9 protein-coding genes are annotated in these 13,066 nt (G+C 47.4%); all 9 read left to right on the plus strand.

From position 1 onward, the window contains the following. Positions 1–12: 12 nt before the first annotated feature. The 9 genes from MKY95_RS15700 (at position 13) to MKY95_RS15740 (ending at position 12,847) form a co-directional block, all read left to right on the plus strand. Positions 13–2,589: a DUF5696 domain-containing protein gene (locus tag MKY95_RS15700; protein ID WP_339199701.1), complete on the plus strand. Its 2,577-nt coding sequence runs from the start codon at positions 13–15 to the stop codon at positions 2,587–2,589. 53 nt (positions 2,590–2,642) lie between these two features. Continuing rightward, positions 2,643–3,488, plus strand: a complete 846-nt coding sequence (locus MKY95_RS15705; protein WP_082219083.1) for a sugar ABC transporter permease — start codon at positions 2,643–2,645, stop codon at positions 3,486–3,488. A 17-nt stretch (positions 3,489–3,505) separates the two neighbouring features. Continuing rightward, positions 3,506–4,453, plus strand: coding sequence for a carbohydrate ABC transporter permease (locus MKY95_RS15710; RefSeq protein ID WP_036615897.1), 948 nt, complete (start codon positions 3,506–3,508; stop codon positions 4,451–4,453). Positions 4,454–4,511: 58 nt separating this feature from the next. Then, positions 4,512–4,733 carry a hypothetical protein gene (locus MKY95_RS15715; RefSeq protein ID WP_339199706.1) on the plus strand — a complete coding sequence of 74 codons (222 nt, stop codon included), beginning with the start codon at positions 4,512–4,514 and terminating at the stop codon, positions 4,731–4,733. Further along, positions 4,730–6,436, plus strand: coding sequence for an RICIN domain-containing protein (locus MKY95_RS15720; protein WP_076253040.1), 1,707 nt, complete (start codon positions 4,730–4,732; stop codon positions 6,434–6,436). Before MKY95_RS15715 ends, MKY95_RS15720 begins: the two co-directional genes overlap by 4 nt. 293 nt (positions 6,437–6,729) lie before the next feature. Next, the gene (locus MKY95_RS15725; protein ID WP_339199709.1) at positions 6,730–9,081 is read left to right on the plus strand and encodes a helix-turn-helix domain-containing protein; all 2,352 of its coding nucleotides are present in this window, start codon (positions 6,730–6,732) and stop codon (positions 9,079–9,081) included. Between the two features lie 275 nt (positions 9,082–9,356). Further along, complete coding sequence (locus MKY95_RS15730) at positions 9,357–10,211, plus strand: ABC transporter permease subunit (RefSeq protein ID WP_036671100.1); 855 nt, start codon at positions 9,357–9,359, stop codon at positions 10,209–10,211. Between the two features lie 27 nt (positions 10,212–10,238). Continuing rightward, positions 10,239–11,168, plus strand: coding sequence for a carbohydrate ABC transporter permease (locus tag MKY95_RS15735; protein WP_036615892.1), 930 nt, complete (start codon positions 10,239–10,241; stop codon positions 11,166–11,168). A gap of 38 nt (positions 11,169–11,206) precedes the next feature. Further along, positions 11,207–12,847, plus strand: coding sequence for an ABC transporter substrate-binding protein (locus tag MKY95_RS15740; RefSeq protein WP_076253043.1), 1,641 nt, complete (start codon positions 11,207–11,209; stop codon positions 12,845–12,847). The last annotated feature ends 219 nt before the right edge of the window (positions 12,848–13,066 follow it).

Consider the following 13,066-nt stretch of genomic DNA (forward strand, 5'->3'; position numbering starts at 1 on the left):
GAGGAAATTGTTATGAATTATACCGTAGCCAAAAAAATAACAGGAATGCTGCTCGCGGGCAGTCTGCTTCTGGGCGGTTGTCAATTCTCGCCAACACCGTTCGCTCACGAGACAGTGACTGCCGCAGATTCGACGGACTTTCCCTCCCTGCCTCCCGGAGAGAAACTGAAATCATCGTTCAGCGATGTCCGCCTTCCCGGCATGGTAGGCATTGCGCAGAATGCTGCGCTGCAATTGTTCATTAACGAAGAGACTGCCGAGATTGCAGTGATTCACACGCAGAGCGGCCAGATCTGGCGCAGCAATCCTGCAGATCGTGAGCAGGATGGGGTTGCAGCCGGGATAAACAAAGACCTATTGTCATCACAAACGAAGCTCAGCTTCTTCAACAGCCTCGGACAGAGCAGCACCGTGAATTCCTTCACGGATAGTGTTGCACACAAGCAAATAAGCTACGAGGTGCTGCCAAGCGGCGTGCGGGTCCACTACCAGTTTGGAAGCACTGAGCGATCCATAGAAGACTTGCCGATGAAGATCAGCAAGGAGCGATTTGAACAAAGGCTGCTTGCACAGCTAGACAAGGCCGGGCAACGGGCCTTGAAGGTCGGCTATGCGGAAGACAAGGATGAAGGCGCTTACGTCCGGATTGATAAGGCGATGCAAGGATTGCAATTGTCCCGGGCCTTGAAGGCTTTTGACACAGCCGGTTACACATCGGAGGATCTGGCTCAGGATCATGCCGAGTTTGGCATTGAAGAGGAACGAAGTGGACCACGGCTGTTTATGCTTACGATGGAATATGAGCTGGATGAAGAGGATCTGCTTGTACGTGTTCCGTCCTCAGGCATTCATTTTCCGGAGGAATATCCGATCAACAGCATATCTGTAATGGATTACTTCGGGGCTGGGGGTTCAGAAGAAGAGGGCTCCATACTGGTTCCGGACGGTTCGGGAGCGCTGATCCATTTTAACAATGGCAAGCTGCAGTATCCTGCCTATCAACAAGATATATATGGACCGGATATGACCATGAAACTACGGGAAGCAAGTTCGAATGAAGCCAGAGCTAGGTTGCCGGTATTTGGACTGATTCGGAAAGAGGGAGCTTTTCTGGGCATTATTGAAGAAGGGGATGCCGTTGCAGTTGTGAATGCCGATATCAGCGGCAAGCTGAACAGCTACAACAACGTATATCCAAGCTTCTATGTAGTGAATAAGAGCGATGTGACGCTTCAGGCAAGTGATATGGTTCGTACACTTCCGAAATTCCAGAAGAAACCGACCGCGTCTGATTTCGTCGTTCGATATGCTTTTGTCGGGGCGGATAAAGCCTCGTACTCGGGACTTGCATCACTCTATCGGGATTATCTGGTGCAAAACGGCGGACTTCCCGAGTTAAACGCCAGCAAGGAGCAGAGTAACGTTCCCTTTTATCTGCAATTGTTCGGTGGCATGACAACAAGGCAGCATATGCTGGGCATACCGTATGATTCAACGGAGGCTTTGACCACGTTTGATGAAGCCAAAAACATTCTTTCCGCCTTGACGGAGAAGAAGGTATCCAATATTCAGGTGCGCTATGCGGGATGGCTTAACGGCGGACTTCATCATCGACTGCCGGATTCCATCCAAGTAGATGGCGCGGTAGGCGGGAAAAAGGGATTGCGGGATTTCAGCACATACACACAAGAAGTGGGCATCGGTTTCTATCCCGATATCGCTCTGCTGAATGTGCAATCCAAAAAAGGGTTTAAACCGTCCAAAGAAGCTTCACGCACATTAACTCAGGAACCGGCGGTCTTGTATCCGATGAACCAGGCCATCCAGCGGCGGGACCGGGATCGTTCACCATCCTATGTGCTTTCGCCCAACATGCTGGAGGACGTGACGGCAGACATGTTAGATGAGTTGAGGTCCCTTCAAAAGGATGGACTGTCGCTAAGCCTGAATGATCTGGCAGCTCAGTTAAACAGCGATATGAATCCGAAAAAGCTGGTGGACCGAACACAAGCGCTTGGCTCCGTGAAGAAGGTACTTGAACAGATCGGGCAGCAGGCTGGCTCGCTTGTTGCTGAAGGCGGGAATGCTTATGCCCTGCCGTATGTAACTGGTCTGACAGATGCGCCGATGACCAGCAGTCGTTTCAAGCTGGAGGATGAAGAGATTCCGTTCTATCAGCTCGTTGTACACGGTAGCATCGGTTATACGGGGACGCCATACAATCTCTCCACATATACCAATGCTAGGCAATATGTGCTGAAGCTGATTGAATATGGAGCCAGTCCTTACTTTGCATGGTTCAATGCGCCAAACCATGTCGTGAAAGAAACGGATTATGATGATCTCTACGCGGCGAATTATGAACAATGGATCGATCTGGCTGCCGAGATTTACAACGAGGTGAACCAGGTGAACCAGCCGTTTGCCGGACGTTCCATGATGTCCCATGAATCCCTGGAGGAGGGCGTCTTCCGGACAACATATGAAGGTGGCGGGTTCGTAATCGTCAATTATAACGACTTCCCTGTAGAAGTTGACAACGATACAGTGGAAGCCCAAAGCTATGTGACTGGTGGTGAGCAGCTCTGAAGACGCTCCTGAAATGGAAATGGGGAAGTCGTACGTATGCTCAGCAGAAAGCCATGTGGGGCGTAATCTACGTGCTTCCCTGGCTCATTGGTTTTGTGTTGTTTTTCTTCATTCCGCTGTTAGCCTCTCTGCGATACAGCATGAGTACAATTCAGGCTAACGCGGAAGGCATAGCGATTCAGTTCAACGGTGTTGCCAATTACATTCAGGCGCTGACCGTCAATACAAGCTTTAACCGTGCGTTAATTGAGGCGATCACAGACGTGCTCATCAACGTACCGCTTATCGTTATATTCAGTCTGTTCCTTGCCGTCATCCTGAATCAGAAGTTCAGGGGCCGGGCTGTAGCGCGGTCGATCTTTTTCCTGCCCGTTATTCTGGCATCGGGAGTGATTATGACACTGGAGAGCACCAGCCTGATTGAAGCGGTTAATCAGAGTAGCACAGGTGGAAGCTCACTCGGGACATTTGAACTCGAAAATCTGATGGTTAACGCCGGAGTGAGCGATTGGATCGTCACGTATCTGAGCAGCGCCGTAGATCGGATCTATCAGATCGTCAGTCAATCCGGTGTACAGATTTTGATCTTTTTGGCAGGGATCCAGACGATTTCCCCTCAACTGTATGAGGCTTCGAAGATGGAAGGGGCAACGGGTTATGAAGCCTTTTGGAAAATTACGTTCCCAATGGTCAGCCCGCTTATTTTTGTCAATGCGATCTATACAATCATTGATTCTTTTGCCAATAACGCCATGACGGAACTGATCCGGGATACCGGCTTCGTCAAATTTGACTTTGGATTAAGTTCTGCCATGGCATGGGTCTACTTTCTGGCCATTGCCATCATTCTGGTTATCGTAAACATCATTTTCTCGAAGCGAGTCTTCTATCAAGATTAGAAAGGAGGGTGTCCCACGTGACAACATCACGATTATTATCGCTGGAGCATTGGAAAGGCTGGCTGTGGGCCATGATCCGATTCGTTCTGATTACCGGGCTTTCCTTCGTTATCCTGTTTCCCATATTTCAGAAGGTTTCCACATCCATCAAAGCTAAAGGTGATCTGTATTCGGCAGTGGTGGTGTGGATTCCACAGAACTTCTCCATCGACAATTTCAAAGAGGCGATACGCGTAATGGATTACTGGGCAACGCTGTTTAATACGTTTGCCCTGTCTGCAACGACTACACTGCTGACTACAGCATCCTGTGCACTTGCAGGATACGGATTCGCCAGACTGAAGTTCAGGGGAAGCAACTGGCTGTTTGCTGGTGTAATTCTGACGATTCTTGTACCGCCAACGACCATTCTCATTCCGGTATACCTGAATCTGAAAAGCTTTGATCTCATGGGGCTTATGACGCTTATAGCCGGCAAACCTGTTAATTTGCTTAATACCTATTGGCCGTTTATTCTGACGGCGATTACGGCCAATTCACTTAAGGCCGGTTTGTACATCTTTATCTTCCGGCAATTCTTCAGAGGTATTCCGAAGGAAGTGGAGGAGGCGGCCTATGTGGACGGCGCGGGCATCGGACGAACATTTTCAAGAATCATGCTGCCCAATGCCATTCCGTCCATGGTAACAGTCATGCTGTTTTCCTTCGTATGGCAGTGGAACGACAGCTTTTATACGACGACTTATCTGACTTCAAGTAAAGTCATGTCGACTCAGTTATCGTCCCTTCCGTATAATCTGGCCCAGCAGGTTACTGACGGTGCAGCTTCCCAGGCCGATCCGTTCTATTTGAGCATGATCCAGGATACAGGAATTCTTCTTGCCATTCTGCCTTTGATCATCATCTATTTGTTTGTGCAACGATATTTCGTAGAGAGTGTAGAGCGTACGGGAATCGTCGGTTAAGTTAAGTTCTTCTGTACGTTAGGAGTGGGATCAGACTGGAAGAGGGAGGAGGAACTTCATGCAACATTCCATCTGTGAAAAGGGGGCATGTAACGATCTCATGAACGTCTGCTCACAGCAGAACCGGGATCCTTCCCTGCGCAGGATCCCCCTGCTGGTGTGGAACGGGCTGCGGGAGCGGGCGCCGACCCTGAGCGATCTGTTTGATCAGAGATACTCTGACGGAGCTTACCTCGCATTATTGCAAGGCAATATATCAGATCAGGAGGAATTAAAGTGAAGAAGTTCATGACATCTTGTAAACTTGTACTCATTCTGGCTTTATTGATCACAATTGCTCCATGGGGAGGCAGCCGTGCCGAAGCATGGGTGGGCATGCCGATGGGCAAGCTGCACGTAAACGGCAAAAACTTGGTGAACAGCAACAACCAGCCTGTGCTACTGAACGGTTGGCATCAACCCTCAGGTGCCTACTGGACATATCAGGACAGCAATTATTATCTCAATCTGCATGGCAATAACCGTCATGCAGCTACACTGGCTTATCTGAAAGACATTACCGATACTTTTGCTGACACCAGCGCGAAGTACGGAAGCAATCATGGCTGGAATATGAATCAGGTGCGTCTGTTCATCGATCGTCAGGACATGGGAGATGTGGCTGCTGGTACATATAACTTTGCCGGTGTGCAGACCGTTACGCAAAATGTAATTATTCCGTACATTCAATATGCCAAAACAAAAGGTGTCTATGTTGTCCTGGGACTGGACTTCACACTGAAGGATGATCAGGCAACAACACCTGCCAACCTGCAAAAATTCAACGAAATCTGGGGTTATCTCGCTTCACGCCCGGAGATCAAAAGTGCAGACAACGTTCACTTCGAACTGATCAACGAACCGGTGAAATCCTATGCCAATGGACATTGGGGTGGATACAACGGGGAAAATGACTTTGTGGATCACTGGAATGACTTGCGTAATTTCCAAAATTCCATGATTTCAACAATTCGCAGCAAAGGTGCGGACAACGTCATCTGGGCGGCAGGTCTGGGATACAACCAATTTTACAGCTTGACGGCAAGCCATCCATTGACTGATCCGCTCAATAACTATGGATATGCGGTTCACTGGTACCCTGGTTATGGCGCATATGACAACTTCTCTATCCTGCAAGACCAGTGGAATACCAACGTGAAGGCAGCTGCTGACAAATATCCGATTAATATTACCGAGGTAACCTGGTTCAAAAACAAACCTGGCGATTCGGCCTACTGGAACTTGTTTAATGGCAGCAATGAAGGTTTTGGTACCAATACCAAAACGATTTTCAACGCATCAGGCAATGTCAGCATTGCAGCTCATATGAACGGATTCATTCTAAGTGAAGGACCACGAAGCTCCTTTGCCGACCCAACGGCTGGACTGAAATGGGATGGAGATGCTTCACGGAGTGCCATGGGACGATTCCTGTTCAACTGGTACCATGAACGTGCTCAGACTTACCCGGGCAGTGGACAAGGCGGCGGACCGACAACGGGTCTTGTATCCGGTGCAACTTATAAAATCGTAGCCCGGCATTCCAACAAAGTTGTTGATGTTCCTGGTGGTCAAAATGAAAATAATCTTCAGCTCCAGCAGTGGAGTGATCTGGGCGGTAACCCTCAGAAGTGGGTTCTGACCTCGATCGGCAGCGGCAACTATACACTGACAAGTGTGAACTCACCGGACAAAGTCATCGATATTCGCAACGGTACCCTCACCAATGGGGAAGCGGTTCAACTCATGAGCAATCTGAACACAACCGCTCAGCATTTTAAGGTCAACGATCTTGGTAACGGGTACTGGAGTATCATCAACGTGAACAGCAATAAAGCGATTGAAGTGGCAAACGCTTCCACTTCGGATGGAGCCTTGCTGCAGCAGAGCACCTACACAGGTGCTACAAACCAACAATGGAAATTTGTTGCCGTTAGCAATTAATAAGCACAACATTAAACAAAAACCTCCCCAAGTCATTCCATGTCTTGGGGAGGTTTTTTGCGTTTATTTTTGATACTTTGTGATGGATGTCATGCGAAGGTAAAATACAACTATATTTGTGCGCTAACCCGCAGACCAACAATTATTTTCATGCAAGCATTGTACGCTACAGTATGTAAATGTACCATAAGGAAGAAGTTGTACCTTCACCAGGAAGAAATGCCCGGTGTATCATTGAACAGCTACCTTAACACAGAGAAATGTAAGCGCTCGATAAAAAAGGGAGGGTACATATGCAGCTCCTATGGTCCAAATTTTCACCCGTGTTCCGCCGATTCCTCATTTCGTATCTTGTCATTCTGATGATTCCTCAAATTGCGGGATATGCCTCTTACCGAGCTTCTATTGAAGCGGCCCGTTCCAGTTCCATTGAAAACAGCTTGAAGTCGCTGAGTCTCGGGAAAGAGATCATTGAGCGTAACCTTCTTCAAGTTGAAGCCTTTACCAGGCAGCTTGCCGTCAATCCCGATTTGCAAAATTTAATTGCTGGGCCAAAGCCGCATGATCTCTACAATGTCTACGGTATGAACCGTATGCAGCGGAGCCTCTCCATGTACAGCAGTACCAATGATTACTTGTCCCATTTCTTCATTCACATTCCAAACTACAATGCCATCATCACACCAAGAACTGTGTATTATCGTCCAGAACATTATTATGCTGCCAATCAGCTGGACGGTATGTCGTTTGAACAATGGCATGACCAAATTCTCAAACAACCACACTTTAATGAAATCATACCGCTTCGAAACTATAAACGTGAAATACTCGGCACTGTGCTTGCAGACGTTCCCGCCATTACGTTTCTGCAATCTCTGCCTTTGAACAGCTTCAACAAACCGCAAGCGACGATTGGTGTCATGATTGATCAGGATCAGATGGCCAGCCTTACTCAACATATTGTGGATCAATATGGCGGCTGGACTCTCGTCACCGATGCGGAAGGACAGATCATTTTCTCCCATGGCATTGAACAAGCCGAAGCCGAGCAAATGGCACAGAGTCGCCAGAGAGAAGGTAACGCTGCGGAAACGGAGCTGAACGTGCAGAATGTACAGCCTGGAAGTGATGGTCGGCTGCTGATATCGATACAGTCCAGTCAAAATGGATGGAATTACTTGGCAGGGATTCCGGAGAAAGCACTCATGACAAAAGCGGACCAAATCAAACAAGTCACGCTGGTCTTTACTTTGGCAACCATTGCCTTGGGACTGTTATTCGGGCTGGTTCTGGCCTATCGGAATAGTGCACCCGTTTACAGATTGTTGGCCTCTTTTCGGGAACAAATCACCGATTCTCCAGGCAGACAGGGCAATGAATATGATTTTTTGGCAAGCCATATTAACAATCTCATTGCTAATAATGACTCACTTAAAAACGCCATGAATGAGCAGATTCCGTTATTGAGAGACGGTTTTATCAAACGTTTGTTAACGGGAGAAGTCTATACCTCACTTGAGTTGGAGGTTATCTCATCCCAGGCGCACATTTCTCTTCATAGCAGCAAGGGCTTGGCAGGCTTAGTGAAGGTAAACGGATATGCCAATCCGGACAGTGAAGAAACGATCCATGAACTGGGTGTCGCAAGGCTGCTCATCAAACAGGTACTTACAGAGTGGAATGCGCAGCTGCTGATCACGGATTGGGGAACAGACCAGATCGCTTTTGCCTGTCCATTGGATGAGAACTCACTGAATGAAGCTATAGGGAGATGTGAAAAAGAGCTGAACACCTTGATGGAAGTGATCTACCGGGAGCATCGGATATCCACAACAATTGGCACAGGTGCAGCTTACGAGGTCTGGAATGATGCAGGGCGTTCCTTTGACGAAGCCAAACAAGCTCTGGATTATGCCATTCATATGGGAACAGATCATCTGGTGAGATTTGAAGATACGATGAAGGAAAATGAAATGTTCTATTATCCGATTGAGTCTGAACAGCGCCTGCTGAACACAATCAAAGTCGGGGAGCCTGAAGAGGCGGTACGTATTCTGGAGCAATTGTTTCTTCGTAATTTAGAGGAGCGGGAACTGTCCTACGAGATGACACAGCAGTTCATCATGGAGCTGAAGGGGACTTTTCTGAAGCTGGACGAACCCAAATTCAAGTTGGATGCCTCCCTGCTGGAGGAATATAAAACCCGGGTGACATCCATTCAGATGACAGAAACGATTACTTCGCTGCGTGCAAAGTTCAAACGGTTAACGGAAGACATCTGCGGTGATTTCCAGAGAAGAAGAGCAGGAGCACATGCGGATACTGTAAGCGAAATGATTTGTTTTATCCAACAACATTATGGGGATGCAAACTTGACGATCTATCGGATTGCCGAGCACATGAGCAAGTCCGAGAAGTTTATATCCCAACTATTCAAAGAACATACGGGAGAGAATCTTTCCGATTATGTAGAACGGGTACGCATCGATGCTGCCTCGAACTTGTTGCACTCCACCGGTCAGACCATTGACGAGATAGCGGAGGCCACCGGGTATAATAGTGCACATTCATTCCGCCGAGCTTTCAAGCGGGTACGCGGCATTTCTCCGAGTGTATTTCGGAAAATGGACGTTCATAGCGGTTAATGTAGGCTGTTTCTCGGGAACTATATTCGCTATTTGTACTTTCTCAGCGTAACTGTACCTTTACGCATCCCCAGCGCAATCTTATGATTACTCAAAAAGTAAGCGCTACCAAGTTGAGCTGAAGTTCAGCACGATTTGGAGCCAAGAATGGGGGGATGATTCTGAGAACCACAATGACCAGTGAATCAAAGTCCGTGGAGAAACCAAGTAAACCGTTTGCCTTGAAGCAAGCATTATCCAGAAGCTGGAGGCGACATTGGCAGCTATATCTGCTGATCCTGCCACCGATTGCTTACTTTATTATTTTCAAGTATGTACCTATGGTGAATGCGGTCCTGGCATTTAAAGATTACAACGTCATCAAGGGGATCTGGGGCAGTCCGTGGGCCGGAACCAAGTATTTCGAATTACTTTTCAAAAATCCAGCGTTTGTCATGCTGATCAAGAACACACTCTACATTTCGTTTTACAGCCTGATCGTTGGTTTCCCGATTCCTATATTACTGGCGCTCGCGCTGAACGAAATCAAAAACATACGATTCAAAAAAACAGTACAAATGGTGACGTATGCTCCATATTTTATCTCTACCGTTGTTATGGTCTCCATCATTATGCTCTTTCTGTCTCCTAGGCTGGGTATTGTCAACACGATTGCAGGCGCCCTTGGTTTCGAAGCAGTGAATTTTCTCGGTGAGCCTGGACTGTTTCGATCCATCTACGTATTCTCCGATGTGTGGCAGGGAATGGGGTACTCCGCTGTGATATATCTGGCTGCTCTGGCAGGTGTTGATCCATCCCTGTATGAAGCCGCCAAAGTGGATGGAGCCAACCGAATACAGAAAATCATCAATGTTGATCTGCCTGGACTACTTCCGGCAGCCGTCATCATTCTGATCCTGAGTGTAGGGAATATCATGGCTGTTGGGTTCGAAAAAATATATTTGCTGCAAAATCCGCTCAACCTGTCTGCTTCGGAGATCATCTCCACGTATGTCTATAAAATAGGATTGCTGAATGCCAATTACAGCTTCGCTACTGCGGTTGGCCTGTTCAACTCGGTGATTAACCTGATTCTGCTATTAATTGTAAACGCGGTCGCCAAGCGACTGTCCAATACAAGCTTATGGTAACGGGAGCGAAAGGAGGAGAATCAACCCATGCCTAACACACAGACAAATGCAGGTCGTTCGCGGATCAAGAGCAGCAGTACGATTCGTGAATCCTGGGGAGACCGCGTATTTATAACGGTTGTTTACTTCATGTTGACAGTGGTGCTGATTGCCGTGCTGTATCCCTTGATATATATTGTGAGTTCTTCGCTCAGCAGCCCTGCTGCCGTCTCCTCGGGAAAAGTCTGGTTGTGGCCCATTGACCTGACGTTTGACGGTTACAAGTCTGTATTGCGGAATGATCAAGTCCTTACCGGTTATGCCAATTCCCTTTTTTATACAGCCTGCGGCACCTTCATCAGCGTGGCACTGACCATTATGATTGCTTATCCATTATCCAAAAAAACGTTTGTTGGTCGCAGCTCGTTAATGATGTTTATTACCTTCACCATGTTGTTCTCAGGCGGTTTGATCCCTACCTATCTGGTGGTCAAAACCATGGGACTGATTGATACCCGTTGGGCGTTGCTGATTCCCAATGCCGTCTGGGTATGGCAAGTCATCATTGCCCGTACCTTTTTTCAGAATTCGATACCGGAAGAATTGTCCGAAGCAGCAGACATCGATGGCTGCAGTGACATCCGGTTTATCTTCAGTATTATCCTGCCACTCGCCAAACCGATTATCGCCGTGTTGTCACTTATGTACGCTGTCGGTCAGTGGAATGCATACTTTGACGCCCTCATCTATCTGAAATCACAGTCGCTCTATCCGCTACAGCTGATATTACGCAGCATTCTTATTCTGAACAGCAGTACGGGGAGCATGGATGCATCGGAAATGATCAAACAGCAGCAGATGGCTGAACTCATGAAGTACTCGTTAATTGTAATGGCCAGCTTGCCGGTGCTAATCATCTATCCTTTTGTTCAACGGTATTTCGTGCAAGGTATGCTGATTGGCTCAGTCAAAGGATAAGTTCATTTTTTCTATTATTCATGAAGGAGAGGATTATATTGAAAAAAGCGGGATTCATCATTCTTGCCTGTATGCTGTTTACCTCGTTGGTACTTGCCGGATGTTCAAGTTCTGATAAGGGGAACGGGGAAGGTAGCGATCCATCAGGCAAGACGGCCATTAATGTGTTTGCTCACCAGGGTTCGGATACCAACCTTTCCACTAACAAATTCACGAAGAAAATGGAAGAGAAGTTTGATATTAAATTCAACTGGACTACGGTTCCATTCGACGGTGCAGCGGAGAAAAGACAGATTTCACTGGCTTCCGGTGATTATCCGGACTTGTATCTGCTCATCCCTTGGGTAGATCGTTTCTCCCAGACAGACTTGTTGAAGTTTGGTCAGCAGGGGGTTATTTTGCCGCTGAATGATCTGATTGAGGAGCATGCTCCCAATATTAAAAAAGTGCTTGAAAGCAATGACTATTATCGGGCCATGAACACTGCTCCTGACGGAAATATCTATGGTCTGACGGGTCTGAATGAATGTTTTCACTGTTCATACCCAAACAAAATGTGGGTCAACACCAAATGGATGGAACAACTGGGCCTGACCGAACCCACGACGACAGAAGAATTTAAGGAAATGCTTCGGGCATTTAAAACGAAAGACCCGAACGGGAACGGCAAAGCCGACGAAGTACCGCTAAGCGGTTCGACTGAAAATTTCGGTGTGCACATTATTCCGTACTTGATGAACGGTTTTATCTATGACGACGATCGGAATTATCTCATTGTCAATCAGGGGAAAGTGGAGACCGTAGTGAACAAACCGGAGTGGAAAGAAGGGCTTGCCTATATTAAATCCCTGTACGATGAAGGGTTGATTGATCCAGGGGCATTTACCCAAAACGTCGGGGCCTTCAAAAAAATTGGAGATAACGCTGATGCACAGCTTCTCGGTGCAGGAGCAGCGATGCATCCATCATTATTCGTAACCACTGCCGAAGGTTCTCCTTACGGGAATGATTACAATCCCATCCCTCCATTGAAGGGACCCCATGCTGCTTATGCTACGTACAACTATCCGATTGATCCCGGAGCGTCTTTTGTACTGACAAACAAAGCCAGTGAGGAAACACAGATCGCGGCCATAAAGTTGCTGGATTATCTCTATACCCAGGAAGGAACCATGGCATCATATCTCGGAGAAGAGGGTGTAAGCTGGCGCAAACCACAAGAAGGAGAAGTCGCGCTCAATGATCAGATTGAGCCGTTATATAAAGCCATTCCGCTTCCTTCTGGAGAAGAACCTCGTAATGACAGTTGGGCTGCATTAAGTCAGTACAATCATTATCAGGCATATCGGGACTCCGAAGTACAGGGGACAGACATCTATGCCAATGATGGTGGTGAGCGACGTCTCTATGAGGCGACATTGTTAATGGAGGGCAAGGAACCAAAAGAGATTTTCCCTCATTGGGCATTGTGGGTAGATCCGTCCCAAGCTGATGAAGCCAGCATGATGCAGACCAATCTCAAGGATTACATCGATCAGAACGCCCTGCAATTTATTACTGGCGCCAAAAGTCTGGATAAGGATTGGGATGAATATGTGAAAGGCCTGGAGGGATTGAACATTAATCGATATCTGGAGATTATGCAGTCTTCCTATGATACTTCTTCCGTTTCCAAATAATTAAAGTATCTGAATCATACAGAGCGGGAAAAGTTACTGCCTGTATTTGCACAACCACACGCGTTCCCGGTTCGCAGTCAACATATGCGAGCCGGGAACGTTTTTTATTGATATAGATTAAATCGTAATATCATTGCATCCTTCTTAAAATTCAGTGATTGGACCTGTGCTGCAAGCCAAACGTTCACAGGGCAGGTTCAACAGCTCGTGCACATTCCC

The organism is Paenibacillus sp. FSL P4-0176 (assembly GCF_037975265.1).
Lineage (GTDB): Bacteria > Bacillota > Bacilli > Paenibacillales > Paenibacillaceae > Paenibacillus > Paenibacillus amylolyticus.

What these genes read in the sequence shown, in the direction of transcription:
- MKY95_RS15715 (WP_339199706.1), top strand. Translation starts at nt 4,512, where the DNA reads ATGCAACATTCCATCTGTGAAAAGGGGGCATGTAACGATCTCATGAAC.
- MKY95_RS15705 (WP_082219083.1), top strand. Translation starts at nt 2,643, where the DNA reads ATGTGGGGCGTAATCTACGTGCTTCCCTGGCTCATTGGTTTTGTGTTG.
- MKY95_RS15725 (WP_339199709.1), top strand. Translation starts at nt 6,730, where the DNA reads ATGCAGCTCCTATGGTCCAAATTTTCACCCGTGTTCCGCCGATTCCTC.
- MKY95_RS15735 (WP_036615892.1), top strand. Translation starts at nt 10,239, where the DNA reads ATGCCTAACACACAGACAAATGCAGGTCGTTCGCGGATCAAGAGCAGC.
- MKY95_RS15700 (WP_339199701.1), top strand. Translation starts at nt 13, where the DNA reads ATGAATTATACCGTAGCCAAAAAAATAACAGGAATGCTGCTCGCGGGC.